At 31.9% G+C, this 18,205-nt stretch carries 16 protein-coding genes; 12 read left to right on the forward strand and 4 right to left on the reverse strand.

Annotation, left to right across the window (positions count from 1 at the left end; all coding sequences use genetic code 11):
- Positions 1-43 precede the first annotated feature (43 nt).
- From FDN13_RS09235 to truA, 4 genes are read left to right on the forward strand one after another with little or no spacing between them, the layout of a single operon-like run.
- Complete coding sequence (locus tag FDN13_RS09235) at positions 44-895, forward strand: energy-coupling factor transporter ATPase (protein ID WP_138979928.1); 852 nt, start codon at positions 44-46, stop codon at positions 893-895.
- Positions 880-1,740: an energy-coupling factor transporter ATPase gene (locus FDN13_RS09240; protein ID WP_138979929.1), complete on the forward strand. Its 861-nt coding sequence runs from the start codon at positions 880-882 to the stop codon at positions 1,738-1,740. The genes FDN13_RS09235 and FDN13_RS09240 overlap by 16 nt, the downstream gene beginning before the upstream one ends.
- Positions 1,737-2,540, forward strand: a complete 804-nt coding sequence (locus tag FDN13_RS09245) for an energy-coupling factor transporter transmembrane component T family protein (protein ID WP_138979930.1) — start codon at positions 1,737-1,739, stop codon at positions 2,538-2,540. The genes FDN13_RS09240 and FDN13_RS09245 overlap by 4 nt, the downstream gene beginning before the upstream one ends.
- The gene (gene truA / locus FDN13_RS09250) at positions 2,537-3,289 is read left to right on the forward strand and encodes a tRNA pseudouridine(38-40) synthase TruA (RefSeq protein ID WP_138981064.1); all 753 of its coding nucleotides are present in this window, start codon (positions 2,537-2,539) and stop codon (positions 3,287-3,289) included. Before FDN13_RS09245 ends, truA begins: the two co-directional genes overlap by 4 nt.
- Before the next feature lie 124 nt (positions 3,290-3,413).
- Here truA and FDN13_RS09255 read toward each other — a convergent pair whose 3' ends face one another.
- Complete coding sequence (locus FDN13_RS09255) at positions 3,414-5,126, reverse strand: IS1634 family transposase (protein ID WP_138978594.1); 1,713 nt, start codon at positions 5,124-5,126, stop codon at positions 3,414-3,416.
- 353 nt (positions 5,127-5,479) lie between these two features.
- Here FDN13_RS09255 and rplM point away from each other — a divergent pair, with 353 nt between their 5' ends.
- From rplM to FDN13_RS09270, 3 genes are all read left to right on the forward strand, one after another.
- Positions 5,480-5,914, forward strand: coding sequence for a 50S ribosomal protein L13 (rplM, locus tag FDN13_RS09260; RefSeq protein WP_138979931.1), 435 nt, complete (start codon positions 5,480-5,482; stop codon positions 5,912-5,914).
- A 25-nt stretch (positions 5,915-5,939) separates the two neighbouring features.
- Entirely contained in the window at positions 5,940-6,332 is a 393-nt protein-coding gene (gene rpsI, locus FDN13_RS09265) for a 30S ribosomal protein S9 (RefSeq protein WP_138979932.1), read from the forward strand.
- A gap of 218 nt (positions 6,333-6,550) precedes the next feature.
- Positions 6,551-7,606, forward strand: coding sequence for a hypothetical protein (locus FDN13_RS09270; RefSeq protein WP_138979933.1), 1,056 nt, complete (start codon positions 6,551-6,553; stop codon positions 7,604-7,606).
- A gap of 149 nt (positions 7,607-7,755) precedes the next feature.
- Here the strand turns inward: FDN13_RS09270 and FDN13_RS09275 are convergent, their stop codons facing one another.
- The 3 genes from FDN13_RS09275 to htpG all read right to left on the reverse strand — a co-directional run bounded on the left by FDN13_RS09275 (position 7,756) and on the right by htpG (position 11,592).
- Positions 7,756-8,517, reverse strand: a complete 762-nt coding sequence (locus tag FDN13_RS09275; RefSeq protein WP_138979934.1) for an SDR family NAD(P)-dependent oxidoreductase — start codon at positions 8,515-8,517, stop codon at positions 7,756-7,758.
- 204 nt (positions 8,518-8,721) lie between these two features.
- Positions 8,722-9,540, reverse strand: a complete 819-nt coding sequence (locus FDN13_RS09280) for a methyl-accepting chemotaxis protein (protein WP_138979935.1) — start codon at positions 9,538-9,540, stop codon at positions 8,722-8,724.
- A gap of 177 nt (positions 9,541-9,717) precedes the next feature.
- Positions 9,718-11,592, reverse strand: a complete 1,875-nt coding sequence (htpG, locus tag FDN13_RS09285) for a molecular chaperone HtpG (RefSeq protein ID WP_243120298.1) — start codon at positions 11,590-11,592, stop codon at positions 9,718-9,720.
- 385 nt (positions 11,593-11,977) lie between these two features.
- Here htpG and FDN13_RS09290 point away from each other — a divergent pair, with 385 nt between their 5' ends.
- The 5 genes from FDN13_RS09290 (at position 11,978) to FDN13_RS09310 (ending at position 18,159) form a co-directional block, all read left to right on the forward strand.
- Positions 11,978-12,523 carry a TRAP transporter small permease gene (locus FDN13_RS09290; protein WP_138979937.1) on the forward strand — a complete coding sequence of 182 codons (546 nt, stop codon included), beginning with the start codon at positions 11,978-11,980 and terminating at the stop codon, positions 12,521-12,523.
- The gene (locus FDN13_RS09295) at positions 12,523-13,875 is read left to right on the forward strand and encodes a TRAP transporter large permease (RefSeq protein WP_138979938.1); all 1,353 of its coding nucleotides are present in this window, start codon (positions 12,523-12,525) and stop codon (positions 13,873-13,875) included. Before FDN13_RS09290 ends, FDN13_RS09295 begins: the two co-directional genes overlap by 1 nt.
- Before the next feature lie 70 nt (positions 13,876-13,945).
- The gene (locus tag FDN13_RS09300; protein ID WP_138979939.1) at positions 13,946-15,034 is read left to right on the forward strand and encodes a TRAP transporter substrate-binding protein; all 1,089 of its coding nucleotides are present in this window, start codon (positions 13,946-13,948) and stop codon (positions 15,032-15,034) included.
- A 129-nt stretch (positions 15,035-15,163) separates the two neighbouring features.
- The gene (locus tag FDN13_RS09305; RefSeq protein WP_168190125.1) at positions 15,164-17,110 is read left to right on the forward strand and encodes an FAD-dependent oxidoreductase; all 1,947 of its coding nucleotides are present in this window, start codon (positions 15,164-15,166) and stop codon (positions 17,108-17,110) included.
- 158 nt (positions 17,111-17,268) lie between these two features.
- Positions 17,269-18,159, forward strand: a complete 891-nt coding sequence (locus FDN13_RS09310) for an enoyl-CoA hydratase/isomerase family protein (protein ID WP_138979941.1) — start codon at positions 17,269-17,271, stop codon at positions 18,157-18,159.
- Positions 18,160-18,205 lie beyond the last annotated feature (46 nt).

The raw sequence follows: 18,205 nt of genomic DNA on the forward strand, positions 1-18,205 counted from the left end.
TTTTTGCTATGTAAGCCTTAATATTTTTAGGAAGGTGCTTATTATGGAAGACAGTATGCTCTGGGCTAATAAAATATATTTTTGTTATAGAAAAGATGATGACAAAAATAATGAAAAAAGTATAGTACTTAATGGGATAGATTTAAAAATAAAAAAAGGCGAATTTGTAGTTATAATAGGGCATAATGGCTCAGGAAAATCTACCCTTGCAAAGCATTTCAATGCAATACTTGTTCCAACAAAAGGTGATGTCATTGTTGATGGATTAAATACAAAAGATAATAAGAGGCTTTGGGAGATACGTCAAAGAGCAGGTATGGTGTTTCAAAATCCAGATAACCAAATTGTTGCAACTATTGTTGAGGAAGATGTGGCTTTTGGTCCTGAAAACTTAGGAATTCCTCCAGAAAAAATAAGACAAAGAGTTGACGAAGCTTTGGCAGCTGTTGATATGCTTGCTTATGCACATCATGGACCTCATCTTCTGTCAGGAGGTCAAAAACAGAGAGTGGCAATTGCTGGAGTACTTGCAATGAGACCAGAATGTATTATACTTGATGAACCAACAGCTATGCTTGATCCCTCTGGAAGAAAAGAAGTATTAGATACAATAAAAAGGCTTAACAAAGAAGAAGGAATAACTATTGTTTTAATTACACACTTTATGGAAGAGGCAGTAGAAGCTGATAGAGTTGTTGTTATGGAAGATGGGAAAATAATACTTGAAGGAAGTCCCAAAAATGTTTTCTCAAGGGTTGAAGAAATAAAAAGATTAGGCCTTGATGTTCCAGAAATGACAGAACTTGCTTATGAGTTGAGAAAAAGTGGCATTAAAGTAAGAGAAGATATATTAACTATTGAAGAGATGGTGGATGCAATATGTCAATTAAAATAGAGAATCTTGTGTATAAATATATGGTTGGAACACCCTTTGAGAAAATAGCAATAGACAATGTAAACCTTGAAATAGAAGATGGAGAATTTATAGGCTTAATTGGGCATACAGGTTCAGGTAAATCAACCCTCATTCAGCAATTAAATGGTCTTTTGAAGCCTACTTCAGGGAAGATATATATAGACGGTGAGGATATAACATTAAAGGGAATAAATCTTAAAAAAATTAGGGAAAAGGTAGGCCTTGTTTTTCAGTATCCAGAGTATCAGCTTTTTGAAGAAACAGTTTTTAAAGACGTTGCATTTGGCCCTCGAAATTTAGGCTTACCTGAAGAAGAAATATTAAAGAGGGTAAAAAGAGCATTAAAAATGGTTGGAATAGATTTTGAAAAATATAAAGATGTATCTCCCTTTGATTTAAGTGGTGGTCAAAGAAGGAGGATTGCAATAGCTGGTGTACTTGCAATGGAGCCTAAAATACTAATATTAGACGAGCCAACAGCAGGCCTTGATCCTAAAGGTAGGGATGAAATACTCGAAGAAATAAAGAAGCTTCATAGAGAATATAAAAATACTGTAATACTTGTATCTCACAGCATGGAGGATGTTGCAAAACTTGTTGACAGATTAATTGTTATGTATAAGGGTAAGAACATACTAACAGGTACTCCAAGGGAAGTATTTAGAGAGATAGATACCTTGGAAAAAATTGGACTTGCAGTTCCTCAAGTTACTTATCTTGTTCGTGAACTTAGAAAAAGAGGAATGGATATAAGAGAGGATATAATAACTGTTGAAGAAGCTGAAGATGAACTTGTAAGGTTTTTAAGGAGAGATAAGAAATGATAAAAGATATAACGATAGGTCAGTACCTCCCAGGAGATTCCTTTATTCACAAACTTGATCCAAGAGTTAAAATACTGTTATCTTTTGCTTATATAGTTATACTTTTTATTGTAGATAATTACTCTGGATATGTTTTTATTGCAGCTTTTACTTTAATGGTTATAGTATTATCGAAAATACCATTTAAGTACATGTTTAAAGGGTTAAAGCCTATATTATGGATAATAATATTTACTGCTGTATTAAACTCAATTTTAACACCAGGGAATACAATATATAAGGTTGGGCCTATTAATATTACAGATAAGGGAATATACCTTGCAGTATTTATGGTTTTAAGGCTTGTTTTCCTAATTGTTGGAACATCAATACTAACCCTTACTACATCGCCTATAGCTTTAACAGATGGAATTGAAAGGCTTTTAAATCCTTTTAAGAAAATAGGTGTTCCAGCTCACGAACTTGCTATGATGATGACCATAGCCTTAAGGTTTATACCTACACTTCTTGATGAGACTGATAAAATAATGAAAGCACAGATGGCTCGTGGAGCAGATTTTGAAACAGGAAATATAATAAAGAGAGCTCAAAGCCTTATACCAATACTTGTTCCTCTTTTTATAAGTTCATTTAGAAGGGCAGACGATCTTGCACTTGCAATGGAAGCAAGATGCTATAGAGGAGGAGAAGGAAGAACCAGATTAAAACAGCTTAAAATTGAAAAAAGGGATTATGTAGCAATAGCTGCTACAACTATTCTTATGATAATTTCGATATTAAGCAGGCGATTATGGATATGAGAAATATAAAGTTAGTAATTGAATATGATGGAACAAAGTATTGTGGCTGGCAAAGCCAAAAAAATGGTATATCAATTGAAGATACCTTAAAATCAGCTATTAAAAGTATAATAAATGAAGATATAAAGCTAATAGGATCAAGTCGTACTGATGCAGGAGTTCATGCTAAAGGACAAGTAGCAAATTTTTATTGTGAATCTAATATTCCAACAGAAAGGCTTCCTTTTGCTATAAATAGTAAACTTCCTCATGATATAGTTGTTTTAAAGGCAGAGGATATGCCCCTTGACTTTCATGCAAGATATAGTAGTTTAGGGAAAAGATATAGCTACACAATATTTCAAAGAAAAATACCTCCTGCATTAATGAGAAGTTATGTTGCCTTTTGCCCTTATGAACTTAATTATGACTTGATGCGAATGGCAGGAGAATATTTTTTAGGGACTAAAGATTTTTCAGCTTTTAAATCCTCGGGAAGTTCTGTAAAAACTTCAGTTAGAACCATTAGATATCTTGAGTTTGAAAAGTATGATAATATAATAAGGTTTGAAATTGAAGCTGATGGATTTTTGTATAATATGGTTCGTATAATAGCAGGAACTTTAATTGATGTTGGTATAGGTAAAATTGAACCTGAAGATATTGAGAGTATAATAGAATCTAAAAATAGAAAAAGAGCAGGAAGAACAGCACCCGCATCAGGGCTTTGCCTTGAAAAAGTTTATTATAAAAACGATGATAAAGCTTGACACGCCAGGCAGTATGTATTACAATCTCATCTTTGACAGTTGCGAGAAGCAAAAAGCCTGTAGAACCATTGAATATCAAGGGCTCTCAGGCTTTTATACTTTTCAAAAAAGTGAACAATGTTTTTTATTTTTTCGTGTCTTTAAAAATTTTCTTCATTTGTTTCATATTAATTATTTGATAATCCGTTCTAAAGCCAAATTTGTCATGTAAATCATCTGTAAAATCAGTCCTTGTATATATTGGAATATAGCCCTCATTCTTAATCTCATAAAAATTCATTTCTCTAAGTCCTGATATAATATCGCTACACGTATATTTTTCTGAAAGCTTTTTTTCTAATAGCCTATATATCATCAGGGAAATGAAACAAGTTGTAAAATGCGCTTTTATTCTATCATCTCTTCTTAAATATACTGGTCTTGCCTTAAACTCTGATTTCATAATACGGAAGGACTCTTCTATTTCCCAACGCCTTCTATTAATTTTTATAATTGCGGCAGCATCATCACTTATATTTGTACATACTGCGTAAAAACCATCATACATTGCCTCTTGTGCTATTAAATCAGCATTAATGCTGTATAATTCTTTTTCAGCTACTTCACCGTCAGGTGTGTAGTGAGTCTTTGAAATAAAGCGTTTGTAATCATTAGCATTACATTTCTTCAATTTTGTAGGATTGGTATCAATAACCTCTTGAGCTCTCTCTATTTGGTTACCTCTTATAGTTCTTTGATAGTTTCTATATTTCAAGGAAAATGTTACAATAAGTTTTTGTTCAAGCCCGTCTTCTTTTATCCAGCGTTCCTTATAAAAAATTTTATTAATATCTGCTTCTTCGTTAATTTCGTTTAAATTATATACTTTGTCTGAATCGCTAAGATGCCATCCTTTGGGGTCTAACGCCCATTCTTTTAAATGTGATTTTAATTTTTTAATAGATTGTGTAGTAATAAAAGCTCGATTTTGTATATTATTAAATTTTCTATTAGCTGTAGATGCAAGCCCTGCATCTGTACAAATGATAAATTTTGAAAGCCCAAATTCGGATATAATTTTTTGCTCTAAAGGTTTTAAAGTTACTTGTTCATTAGTATTACCTTTGTTTATACAAAATGCAAGGGGGATGCCGTCTCCATCCATGAAAAGTCCCATTTGAACAATTGGATTGGGTCTATGTTCCTTCGATACTCCATACTGTTTTAATCCTTCTTCCTGTTCAATTTCAAAGAAATAGTTGGTGCAGTCATAATAGAGAACTCCTTTATTACGATTGCAAACTTTAAGACTGTTCTTATATAATTCTGACTGAATAAAATCTGTTTCTTCTGAAATTACTTCTAAAGCTCTATAAATATGCTGAAGCTCAAAATCAGGCTGCTCAATAAATTTTTTTGATAGTTCGTATGTAGCAAGCTTAGATGATGGATAAATAATTCTTGCATAAATTAATCTTGATAGTATTGAATTTAGATTAAAATTAAATTTATGTTTATCCGAAATATTTTTACAGATATTTTGCAGCCCAAGCTCGTTATATATTTTTTGTAAAAACAAGTAACTACCATTAAAAGTATGCTGTTCGTCTTTGTTAATTTGTTTAACAGGCGAGTATTTTACTAATATTTCTCTTTTCTCTTCTTTTTCTTTTCTATTTAACTCTTCAACGTACCTCTTCCCCCATTCTATAGGGTCTTGTCCGTTTAGTTTTTTTAAAAGTTCATCATAAGTGCCAAGCTTCTCAACTACTTTTGAAGTACGATTGCCTTTTTCATAAACAGATTTAACTACGTATAAGGATGCTGCATTTTTTGATTTAACAATTTGTAATCTCATTTTTTCACATCTCTTCATATATTTATATCTATATTATAACACATTGTTACACATTGTGCACTATAAAAATTTAAAATTTGACAAAAAAATAAGCCTATATCAAGGCTTTAAGGCACTTTTTTTGTCTTGCAACTGTCAAAGACCCGAATAGAAAAAGAGCAGGAAGAACAGCACCCGCATCAGGGCTTTGCCTTGAAAAAGTTTATTATAAAAACGATGATAAAGCTTGACACGCCAGGCAGTATGTATTACAATATAGATTGTGTTAAAATGCATATTGTGATCCACTAGCCCCGGATCATATAGATATAGTTTTACACTAACAGTTCAAGTACAATCAGGGAGGGAAAAGGATGAAAACATACATGGCTAAGGCCGAAGATGTTAAAAGAAAATGGTATGTTGTTGACGCTGAAGGTAAGACGCTCGGTAGAATGGCAAGCCAGATAGCAGCAATACTTAGAGGAAAGCATAAGCCAACATATACACCAAACGTTGATACAGGAGATTTTGTTATAGTTATTAATGCGGAAAAGGTTGTTTTAACTGGAAATAAGCTTGAGGATAAATTATACAGACATCACTCACTTTATCCAGGTGGATTAAAGGAAACTCCATACAAAAAGCTATTACAGACTAAACCAGAACTTGCAATTGAAGAAGCAGTTAGAAGAATGCTTCCAAAGGGACCACTCGGAAGAAAGATGTTTAAAAAACTTAAAGTTTACAGAGGACCTGTGCACAATCATGAAGCCCAGAAGCCAGAAGTTCTCGAGCTTAAGTATTAATTTGGCCTGAAGGGAGGATATGGTGATGGAAAGAGTTCAATACTATGGAACAGGTAGAAGAAAGACTTCTATAGCAAGAGTTAGACTTGTACCTGGCGAAGGAAAGATTACAATAAATAAGAGAGATATAGACAACTATTTTGGACTTGAAACTTTAAAGGTTATATTAAAACAGCCTTTAACAGTTACAGGATTATTAAATAAATATGATGTAATAGCAGATGTTCATGGTGGTGGTTTTACTGGTCAGGCAGGTGCTATAAGACATGGTATTGCAAGAGCACTTGTTCAGGCAGATCCAGATTTAAAGCCAATATTAAAGAAGAATGGCTTCTTAACAAGAGATCCAAGAATGGTAGAAAGAAAGAAGTATGGCTTAAAGAAAGCAAGAAGAGCACCACAGTTCTCAAAGAGATAATTTTATCATTTGTTAGAGTTTTGTTTAGATATAAATTTGGCTTATTAAATATATAAAAGCACCAGATTGTTAACAATCTGGTGCTTTTATATAATCCAAATAAATCTATTATGATGTATAATTGACATAATTGTTCAAATAATGTTAAGATTAGATAAAAATAAATATATGTTCATGAATTCTATAATGATAATCTCATATCTATAAGGAGGAATTAAATGGATAATATCAGTGTTAATAATAAAAAAATGCGTGAAGGTAATGATGGAATAAAAGACGAAGAGGAAAAATATTGTCATTTAAAAAAGTTACATAGAATTGCTGAATATGCTTTTTATAGAGAATTCAGTAACTTATATTCTTATATTGATAGTGAATACTTTATAAAAAAAGTATTCAATGATAATTTTTATAAATCTGCAGATGACTTTATATTTAGAATGGATGTTACATACTTATCCTATAGTCAAGCCCTTAAAATGGCTTATAAGGACCTACAAAAGGGAGATTATTACTCATATCTATTGGCTTTAAAAACTATCATTGTTAAATTAAATGGGAATCATCGTTATACCTATTATGACAGAGATGAGATTTTAGATTTATTAAACGAAATGAAATCAGATTATTATTTTGATTGTAAGTTTGAAAAAGATATTTATATACCTAAAATATTACTTAATGAATGTAAAAAATATTTACCTATTGGGTTTCATGAAATGACCTTTGAGGAATATTATAATAGATCTACAAATTCATATTTTAATTCCTTTAAAAAATTGGATGAAAAAATACTTGAAAATGAATTTAAAATTGCTGTTAGACAAGGTAGTATTTATCATTATATTGTCGAGATTGATCACTATATTAATACAAAATATAAAGAGATTACTGCTAAGGAATGGATTTTTCTTTCAAAGCTATTATCTACATATTATGGTGAGGAAAAAAATCCATGGTCAAGAGATATGACTACTGATTTACTAAGAACATATTTGGGAATAAAAGACTTATGTAGTTCTCAAGAGTTTGAAAATATACTATTTCAACTTGTAACAGGAACACTAAAAATAATTATTAAAAAGATCTCTTTATCAGGAAATGATTTGCTTGCAAATGAATTAATAGAAATAATTAATTTCCTTATAAATGTTTATACTTTGGATAATAATAAACAATATTTGGTTTACATTGATGATTTTTTAAAAATGGTTGATAGAATTGAGAATACAATAGATCTATCAGGTATTTATGAATGGATGAATCAAAAATAAAGTGCTGATGAATTTCATCAGCACTTTATGCTTATAATAAAGATTTTTTATAGTATATGATTATCCATTTTTTTAAGGATTTAGAAAATTTTTATACATCAAAGGCGATTTTAAATAATTAGGTTTACAAAAAACATTTATTTTAAACTTTAGTATAAGGATGTGCCATGGTCAACATACAAAATCTGACCGGTAATTGCTTTAGATGCATCACTTGCAAAGAACAGTATAGCTTCAGCTTGATCTTCAGCTTGAGCTTCTGGGACTGTTAAATCTATATGTCTTGCACAGGCTTCCGCAAATTCATGATTAAACAGTTTAAATTGTTCTGGTGAATTTAGTTCTGTTGGTGTTGGACCAGGTGCAACAGCATTGCAGCGGATATCTGTATGTGAATATTGTAGAGCTATATTTTTAGTCATACTATTAACAGCTGCTTTTGCAGCACTGTATGCAATACCTGCAATGCCTTGGCTACCTATTGAAGAAACATTAACAATAGATCCTTTTCCGCATTTCTCCATATATTCTAATGTATATTTAGTCATATAAAAAACAGAAAATTGATCAATCTTGCAAACTTTTTCATACCATTCTTCTGTACATAAGTTGATAGGTATATGTCTATCAGCAATGCCAGCATTATTGACCAATATATCAATACGCCCAAATTTCTTAATTGTCTCATCAACAACTCTTCTACAATCTTCCATTTTCGAAACATCTGCTTGTATAGCTATAATATTACCACCTTCAGCTGTGATTTCATCAACTGTTTCTTGATTTTTTTCTGCACGTCTTGATACAATAACAACACTTGCTCCTTCTCTGCAGAAGAGTTTTGCAGTTGCACGGCCAATACCTGAATTTCCTCCTGTAATAATAGCAATTTTTCCCTCAAGCCTTCCCATAAATATTTTCTGGTTTCTAAAATAATAGCGTGTTCATAAAACTTTATTAGAAACCAGTTATTCACCACCTTTCCTTAACGATTTTGTTTAATTATAAACTAAAAAACTCAAACATTTACTATTAAAAAAATTTACACTTCTCATAAAATTATAATAATAATACATTGGATTGTATAATGCTAAAATTGCATAGTATAAAAATTGTTATTCCTTCTCTATAATGCTTCTAAATACATCATATATTTCATTTATAGTTGCTGAAATCTCCTCCGATGAAGCAGCCTGTGTTTCAGAATATTGACTAAATTCATTTATTCTTTTTATTATAATATCAATAGATTCCTTAATTTCAGAAAGAAACTTATTAACATTATCAGCGGACTCTTGGGATAGTTTTGCCATTTTACCCATCTCACCAGCCACAACACTAAACCCTCTTCCTATCTCTCCTGCTCTTGCAGCTTCAATAGTAGCATTAAGGGCTAAAAGTTTTGATTGAGATGCAATATTTTTTATAGTCTGTATAATAGTATCTATCTCGGTAATTTTATCTCTAGTTTCATTGGTAAAATTAACTATAGATTTAATATCGATTAATAGTTTTTGTGATTCTTCAGCTATCTCTTCAACAGCTTTGTTTGCATTTTGGAATGAATCAGAAATAGATTTTGATGCTATATTAAGCTTCATTTTCTCTTCAATATCTTTGACAACTGCTATTAAAATATCTGTCGATTCTCCATTTTCGTCAATGACAGGCGTAAACGTTACTTCAACAGGAACTTCAAAATGATTAGATGGATTAACTAAGGTAACAGACTTTTTATTTTTAATTATGTTATTTTCAAATTCGCCATACTTATTAGGATCGCCTTCTACATTTTTGCTTTTTAATCTTTTTCCCTGAAGTATATACAAAAATTTTTCAGAATCCATAATACCTATATTAATATCTTCGTTTATTAAATCTCCAAGAAATGGTGCAACCTCTTTTAATGAATTTAAGTATTTTTTTTCAAACATTGAATATGCCTCCTTAATTTTAAGTTGTAGTTATATATAAAGAATCGGATGATTTATTTATTATATAAATGCCTATTAGTCAAAAAATTCTTTAAATTAATAAATATTTATAAAAAATATAAAAGCAAAGCTCCTGAACATTTAACAAATAAACAGGAGCTTTAGTATTATATCTAATCACATTTTTTTTATTAAGCTAGCAAGTATGGCCTCACTTCTATTTATAAATTGCTCTACATCTTCAGGCCTAAGAGATTGTTGGCTCATAAGAGAAAGGTCGAACAACTGATTAATTACGATGTTAATTGTATCTTCATCAGAGTTTTTTAATATAAACTTTACTATTTCGTTATTTATATTAACCAATAAGGTGCTTTGTGCTTTTTTTCCTTTAGCATAAAAATCAGTTGGATTTATATATCCATATATTTCTAACATGTCTACCATTCTTCTTGACATTTCATCATTTATTATAAGGGTAGAAATATTATTGTATTCAAGTTTTGTAATCTTAAGGTTTATTGAACTTAATCTATTTCCTAATGCTTTTGTAATCTTTTGGGTTAATATCTCAACTTTTTGGTTATCATCTTCATCTAAGTGCCCATCAAAGAGTGATTCAATATTAGAATCAATTCTTATAAATTTTAGTTTTGGATGTATAACTTCGTATTTACGCATGAAAGGCTGATCAATTACGTGATCAAATAATAATGCATTTAAACCACACTTTTTGAATATCTCAATATAATGAGCTTGTTCTATTTCATCAGAGGCATAGTATATAGTATCAGGATGAGAATTGCTTTCATTTTCTAAATACTCTTGAATAGTATAATATTTACCATATATATCTTTAAAAATAACTTTACGTGTCATAACAGAAGCAAAAATTTTATCCTGCAATACTGCATATTTTACAAATGCATTTAAATGAGGCCAGTATTCTTCATAAACTTCTCGCTTATTTTGAAACATGTCATTTAGAGCAATTGTTACCTCTTGAGATAGGCTTTCATATATTAATGATATCATATTATCATACTGTTTATCTTCTCTTATTGTTGAACGTGAGACTACAAGAGGTAAATAGTCGCATTCAATGATACCGTTCTGAAGGTTTACAAATTTAGGTATTAGCTCACGAATGTTATCGCCAACATAAACACCTCTATTATAAACCTTTATTTTTCCATCAATTTCGTCTGTTCCATTTTTTGTATTTCTAAAAAACAGAATACCTCTTAAACCTATATCAATGCTTTCAAATTGAATCCAATAAAGAGGATCACAGGTATCATTGAAAAACTCTTTATAAAATGTATTCATATCATCAGAGTTAATAGAATCCTTAGGTTGTCTCCATATTGGAGAAGGATTGTTTACTAAGACATGATCAAATCCAGGTGCTTCAAAATATATAGCAGTTTTAGAAAAGATAAAATATTTTTTTATGCATTGGTATATTATATCTGGTTTTTCTAAATAGGGACTTTTTTCATCCAAATAGAGAATAACATCAGTACCTGTTTCGGACTTGTTACTCTCGCACATATTATAAGACATATCTGACATACAGTCCCATCGTACAGCTGGTGTATCTTTTTTATAGGACTTAGTATCAATGGCTACATGATCAGATATCATAAAAGCTGAATAAAAACCAACTCCAAAATGTCCGATGATTGTATCCTTACCTGCTTGATTGTGCTTGTTTATGAAATCAGTTGCACCAGAAAAAGCAATTTGGTTTATATATTTGTCCACTTCTTCGCTGCTCATACCAATACCATTATCACTTATAACAAGGCATTTTGACTCAGTATCAAGTCTAACAACAATTTTGCCATCTATTTGAGGAATACTTATATCATTTTTTCTTAGCTGGGAAAGCTTTTCAATGGCATCTAAAGCATTTGAAATAAGCTCTCTAAAAACAATGTCCTGTTCTGTGTATAACCACTGCTTTAATATTGTAAATATATTTTTACTTTCAATTGATAAAAAACCATTTTGATTAGTTATTGAATTACTAGCTGCTGCTTTAACCATAATCAATATCACTTCCTCCATTATAGTTGTCTACGGATTTATATTATATCATAGGTGTTATTGAAAAAGTACAAAAAAATCAAAATTTTCTATGCATATTATGAATTTTACGATTCAAAAATTATTTTTTATAATTTTAAATAAACTATTCATAATTTTATGAAAATATAAGGAGGGGAGAAAATGCATAATACATAATACACCATTTGTATTTTTATGACAGATTTTAGAAAATAGCTTAAAAATGAATTGTGAGAAATTATAAAATTTTTTTGCCTGAAATGTGAAAAAATTAACAAAAATAAGAATTACTTCTTTAAAACTTGAATTTAAATTATATCTTGTTGTAAGGCAAGGGGCATTTTATAAAGGGAGATGATAAGGGTTGAACTTTTCAAATACCACATTAGAAAAAGTAGATAGGGTTATAGTAAAAATTATTAAAAGTATTTCATATATTTCAGGAGTATGCCTTGTAGGTATTATGCTTACAGCTTTTTTTAATGTATTAGGTGAAAAATTGAAAGTTTTAGGGATACCAGTCAGCGGAATTCCAGCTTCTACAGAGATTATTCAATATCTACATATCCCGGTTGTTTTTCTTGCTGCAGCTTATGTTACTCTTGAACGCGGTCATACCAGAATTGATATGATTTCCAGTAAATTTCCGACTATTTTGCAGAAAATATTTAATACTTTTGGTAATATTTGTGGAATACTTATATGTGCCTTTATAAGCCAACGTGGATTTCTGCAGATGTCAAAATACATAAAACGTAAGCAGATGAGTTCTGTTTCAGGTATAGGATTTCCGCTGTGGCCTTTTGCATTAATACTAGCTGTAGGTTTTGCATTGCTTTCATTTTCTTTTCTTTGGTGTATAATTCGACAATATGGTATAAAAGGATTTAATGAGGGAGGGGACAGATAATGGAACCATGGTTAATTGGTATAATTAGCTTTCTTGTTATGATGTTTATGGTCTTTGGAGGGATTCCAGTTTTTATATCAATGCTTGTTGCTGCTTTTGGAGGATTTGTTGCACTGTATCATGGAGATATGACCATGGTTTTAACGCAATTTACAAATGCCCCGTTTAATCTGGGAGCCAACTATAATTATGCGGTACTTCCAATGTTTATGTTACTTGGAGCTTTGGCTGGTGAGACTGGTATTGGAGAAGGTGCTTTTTCTTCTATGAAAGCATTCCTTGGCCGAATTAAAGGTGGACTTTTATATACAGTCATTGGAGCTAATGCTGTATTTGGAGCATGTTCAGGTTCATCAATTGCTGGGAACATTGTATTTGGAAAACTTGCAATACCAGAACTAGAAAAAGCAGGATATAGCAGAAAATACTCTTTAGGTTGTATTGCTGCTTCTGGTGCTTTGTCAACACTGATACCCCCATCAATGGGGATTATCATGTTTTGTTTAATTGCGCCATCACCATTAGTTTATAAAGGAGAAAATATGAATCTTTCTGTAGGTTCTGCACTTATGTGTGGCTTTGGCCCAGGTATTCTTACTATGATTGCTCTGGGGATTACAGTATACCTTATTGGTAAATTTGAAAAGGGAGCTTTGCCACCTGGTGGTGGTCCCAAGGTAAGCACTAATGAAAAGATAAAATCACTTAAATTGCTTATTCCGATAGTATGCCTTTTTGGTCTTATTATGGGGGGAACCTTCTTAGGATGGTTTACAGCAACTGTTGCAGGTGCCATAGGAGCAACGGCTATATGTATATATGCGTTTGCTAAACGAGTACCATTTAAAAAGATTTGTTATTGTATTTGGGATGCAGCTGTAATGGAAGCAGCTATTTTTCCTATCATAATAGGAGGTCAAATTTTTGGCCGCTTCATTTCAGATACTAAACTTGCTAACTTTTTATCACAAGCAATTGCTGACATTAATGCACCGCCTTATGTCGTTTTTTTACTGGTTATGCTTTTATATATATTGTGTGGATGTGTTATGGATATTGTATCTATAATCATAATTACTGTTCCAATTGTATTCCCAATACTTGTTAATCTTGGGTTTAATCCCTATGTGCTAATCATTGCTCTTTGCTTTATGACAGAGATAGCAGGACTTACTCCGCCTGTTGGCATGAACGTATTTGCTACTGCTAATGCGTTACGTGTAAATCCATCAGAAGTATTCAAAGGTGTATTGCCATACTTTATTACAGAGGTTTGTATTGTCGCATTAATAGGTCTTTTTCCACAGATTGTAACTGTAATACCAGCTTTATTAAAAGTTCCGGGTTTTTAATAGGCTGATAAATTTATAATATTAACTATTTTGCCAAATTTAAATATTTAAATAAAAGGGGGCTTATAAAATGAAAAAAATAATTTCAATTATCATGTCAATTATTATTATTTTATCAGTATCCATTTTAGGTGGATGTAGTCAAAAAACAAGTACAAGCAATAAAGAATCTACAAATGACAATACTATTGCACCACTAACCATTAAATTTAGTTCTACATTTCAAGAAACTGAAACTGGTGGAACAATATTGAAACATTTTATAAACAGGGTATCTGAGTTATCTAATGGCGCAATTAAAGTTGATATGAGTTGGGGAGGTACTTTATTTACTTCTGCTGACGAACTTGATGCAGTAATGGATGGAGCTGTAAATATGGTAGCTTTAGGTCACATGCCCCATTTAAATACCCTTACATACTTATCTTTCCCAGGATTTGCACCAGGTGGATCAAAAGCAGCTTTAGACTATTTTAAAACTTTAGTATTTGATGATCCTGAAACTTCAGCCCTTATTCAAGGTGAAGCACAGAAATTGGGTATTAAATACCTAAATGTTATTGCTGGAGGAGCTAATGCCTTTTGTTCAAAACATAAATTTACTGATTTGAATTCTCTTGTAAAAGGTTCATCAGCTTTTGGAAATATGGATGCTGCTATATTTAAAAAATTGGGATTTAAGGTAACAAAAATAGCTCCACCAGAAGTATATGATGCTTTGAATCGTGGACTTATAGATTCAACCCAAATGGCCCTAGCACCTATGGTAGCAATGAGCTGGTATGAACCTGCGCCTTATTGGGCATTAGATGGTACTTATGCAGCGGGTAATTTCTTTACAGTTAATCTTAGCTGGTGGAATAGTTTGACAGATGCACAAAGAAAAGTTATAGAGCAGGCAGCTAAAGATACACAGGAGTATACAGCTACTTTATATGATGAAGCAATACAAAAGGATATTGATACGGTTGAGCAAAAGACAGGTAATAAGTTTATAGAATTTAGCAAAGAAGATAAGGACCGCATTTGGGCTGCAGCCTTTGAGGCAAAAGCAGAATCAGCTATGGAACTTGCTAAAGCAGCTGGGAAGACGGAAGGTATGATTAAAATTCTTGAAAAGGCAGCAAAGATAACAGGATATAACTGGAAGCATCAATAATTTCTTTCTTGTTGGATAGGATAACTTTCCTATTCAACAAGAAATTTTAAATTGCCAGCAAGTTATAGCAATGTACTTTTTAGATAGTGATGACCTATAAAATTTAACTTTTATATAGGAGGAATGCAAATGAATATTAAATATAAAAATCTTTTGTCGCCTTTAGAGATACGAGGATATGTATTAAAGAACAGATTAGGTGCTGCTAATTCGCTACCACACTTTTTACAAGGTCCAGAACCATACCCAGCAAATCCTGTAATAACACATTATGCAAATAAAGCCAAGAGTGGTGCTGCAATTGTTACATGTATGGGCATAAATAATTTCAGTAGAGGATCTAAACTTCCAATGGATCTTGATATTGCTCATTTCCCTGACTTTGACTTATATGATCCTACTTGCCAAAACTATCTAATGCAGCTGGCTGATGTAATTCATTATTATGATTCAATTGCATGCATGGGATTTTTTGTTGGTCCTCAAACAGGATATCCTTTAAAAGATGGTGATGCCATTAAGATAATTGATGCTCACAAAAATGTAGAAGACTATGATGAAGAGACGTTGGAATTGATTGCAGATAGTTATGCTGAGCAGTGTGGTATTCTAAAGTTTTTAGGATTTGATATGGTGTCAATTCACTGTGCATATCGTGGCCAATTGCCTGCAAAATTTTTGTCGCCTCTTTTGAATAATCGTAATGATAAATTCGGAGGAAGTTTGGAAAATAGAGCACGTTTTCCTCTTATGATTTTTGAACGTGTAAGGGAGAAGGTAGGATCAAATTTCATAATAGAATTAATAATGAGTGCTGAAGAACCAAAAGGTGGCTATACTTTAGAGGATACAGCTTCTTTCTTAAAGATGGCTGAAAAATATATTGATATTGTTCAGCTAAGAGCACCAGATGTTGATATGGCTCATCCAACAGGATTTAATTTAGAAGAAACTCCCTTTATTCATTATGCCGAATATATAAAGAAAAGTGGTACAAATGTAATTGTAGCTACAATAGGTGGATATCAGGATTTTGATATTTGCGAAGAAGTAATTGCAACAGGAAAAGCAGATATAATTTATATGGCAAGAAGCTGGATTAGTAATCCTAATTATGGACAACTAGCTTATGAAGGGAATAAAGAGGATGTTGTTCCATGTATAAGGTGTAATAAGTGCCATGGGAGAGGGAAAAACGATCCTTTTGTTAGTGTTTGTTCTGTTAATCCAATAATAGGGTTAGAACATCTAATTGATAAACTTGTTGTTATGCCTACAGAAAGTAAAAATATTGCAGTAATTGGTGGGGGACCTGCAGGGATGAAGGCAGCTATAGAATTACATGATAGAGGCCATAAAGTAACCTTATACGAGGCTACTGACTCTCTTGGAGGAATGCTTAAACATTCTGATTATGTAGATTTTAAGTGGCCAGTTAGAAGATTTAAAAATTATTTAATTGATCAGGTTAAAAAACGCAATATTACTATTTATTTAAATACAAAAGTAATACCAGATATGATTAAAGATAAGGGCTATGATGTTGTAATAACGGCTTTAGGTGCACAACCAATAAAACCTAAAATTCCTGGAATTGATAATGAAAATGTTGTGTTTGCACCGGATGCCTTTATTAACCCTGATAAACTAGGTAAAAAAGTTGTTGTAATTGGTGGAGGAGAAGTTGGAGTTGAAACGGGAATGTATCTTGCTAAAAAAGGTCATAATGTAACAGTATTAGAAATGCGTGACATTCTTGCTGCAGATACAACACTTATTCATTACCGTTCTATGTTTGAAGAAGCATGGAAATCAATACCTACATTCAGTTATATATTAAATGCACGTTGCACAAGTATTGAAGCCAATAAAGTTAGATATATAGATAAAAATGGAGATGAAAAATATATAGAAGCTGACAGTGTGATTGTTGCAGCCGGAATGAGATCCAAAAAAGAAGAGGCACTTAATTTCTACGGCTCGGCTGGTAGATTTTATATGATTGGAGATTGTAAGAAGGCCGCTACAATTCAGCAAGCAATGCGCAGTGCATATTCAACTGCATCTACAATCTAGATTTATAAAAACTGTTATATGCTAATGGCAATGTCAAGTATTTAAAGTCAGAATTTACTGATATTCAATGCATATTATGAATTTTACGATTCATTATTAATAATTTAAAATTTATAATATAAACAATATTTAAAAAAATATTTAATAGGAGGTTTAATATGTCAAATAAAAGAGAAACAAACACAAGTTATGTAAAATGGCCTACATTTGAAGAGATCAAAGAAATGTTCAAAGAACACTTTATTATGGACAGAAGAGAAGATGGTGTTGTTACTGTACGTATGCATACTAAAGGCGGTCCACTTATCTGGTCAATGGAGCTTCATGACGCAATAGGTAAAATGTGGAGAATGCTTGGAACAGACCGTGATACTGAGATGATAATCTTCACTGGTACAGGCAATATATGGGTTACAGACTTTGAGGCTGCAAGCTGGGCTCCAGAAGGAGATGATCCAGGTGAAACAAGATACAATCACATGTTTGTAGATGGAAGAAGAATGATAATTGCTATGATACAAGATGTTGAAGTGCCAACTCTTGGTGTATTAAGCGGTTCAGGTGGACATACTGAATTAGCACTTATGTGCGACTTAGCAATTGCAGCTGATGATATTACTGTTCTTGATCCACACATGTTACCAGGAACAAACAACGTACCCGGTGATGGAATACATAGCTGCTTCATGCAACTTATGCCATATAGATTTGCTACATGGTATTTAATGACTGGAGATAAGATGACAGCCCAAGACCTTGTTAGATTAGGATTAGTTTCAGAAATAGTTCCAAGAGAAAGATTAATGGATCGTGCTTATGAAATAGCGGACATGCTTATGGCACAAAATAGGGTTGCAAGAAGACTTACAGCTCAATTAGTAAGAAGAAGCTGGAAGAAGAGAATTGCAGATGATCTTGATATGGCATTTGGAACTGAAATGTTTGGAATGTTCTGCTCAGATGAGCTTCATTCAGAATTATTATCAATGATTAAATACTTAGGATTAGAAGGAAAGATAGATCCTCCATTAAAAGGAAAAATAAGATAATAATATAACACGCAGAGATTTTAAAATCTCTGCGCGTTTTCAACAA

Origin of the sequence: Caloramator sp. E03 (genome assembly GCF_006016075.1) — a bacterium.
In the GTDB taxonomy this organism is placed as follows: Bacteria; Bacillota; Clostridia; order Clostridiales; family Caloramatoraceae; genus Caloramator_B.

Coding starts and splice junctions, on each gene's coding strand:
- FDN13_RS09305 (WP_168190125.1), top strand. CDS start 15,164: ATGAATATTAAATATAAAAATCTTTTGTCGCCTTTAGAGATACGAGGA.
- FDN13_RS09295 (WP_138979938.1), top strand. CDS start 12,523: ATGGAACCATGGTTAATTGGTATAATTAGCTTTCTTGTTATGATGTTT.
- FDN13_RS09275 (WP_138979934.1), bottom strand. CDS start 8,517: ATGGGAAGGCTTGAGGGAAAAATTGCTATTATTACAGGAGGAAATTCA.
- FDN13_RS09245 (WP_138979930.1), top strand. CDS start 1,737: ATGATAAAAGATATAACGATAGGTCAGTACCTCCCAGGAGATTCCTTT.
- FDN13_RS09300 (WP_138979939.1), top strand. CDS start 13,946: ATGAAAAAAATAATTTCAATTATCATGTCAATTATTATTATTTTATCA.
- rplM (WP_138979931.1), top strand. CDS start 5,480: ATGAAAACATACATGGCTAAGGCCGAAGATGTTAAAAGAAAATGGTAT.
- FDN13_RS09255 (WP_138978594.1), bottom strand. CDS start 5,126: ATGAGATTACAAATTGTTAAATCAAAAAATGCAGCATCCTTATACGTA.
- FDN13_RS09270 (WP_138979933.1), top strand. CDS start 6,551: ATGGATAATATCAGTGTTAATAATAAAAAAATGCGTGAAGGTAATGAT.
- FDN13_RS09240 (WP_138979929.1), top strand. CDS start 880: ATGTCAATTAAAATAGAGAATCTTGTGTATAAATATATGGTTGGAACA.
- FDN13_RS09310 (WP_138979941.1), top strand. CDS start 17,269: ATGTCAAATAAAAGAGAAACAAACACAAGTTATGTAAAATGGCCTACA.
- rpsI (WP_138979932.1), top strand. CDS start 5,940: ATGGAAAGAGTTCAATACTATGGAACAGGTAGAAGAAAGACTTCTATA.
- FDN13_RS09280 (WP_138979935.1), bottom strand. CDS start 9,540: ATGTTTGAAAAAAAATACTTAAATTCATTAAAAGAGGTTGCACCATTT.
- FDN13_RS09235 (WP_138979928.1), top strand. CDS start 44: ATGGAAGACAGTATGCTCTGGGCTAATAAAATATATTTTTGTTATAGA.
- htpG (WP_243120298.1), bottom strand. CDS start 11,592: ATGGTTAAAGCAGCAGCTAGTAATTCAATAACTAATCAAAATGGTTTT.
- truA (WP_138981064.1), top strand. CDS start 2,537: ATGAGAAATATAAAGTTAGTAATTGAATATGATGGAACAAAGTATTGT.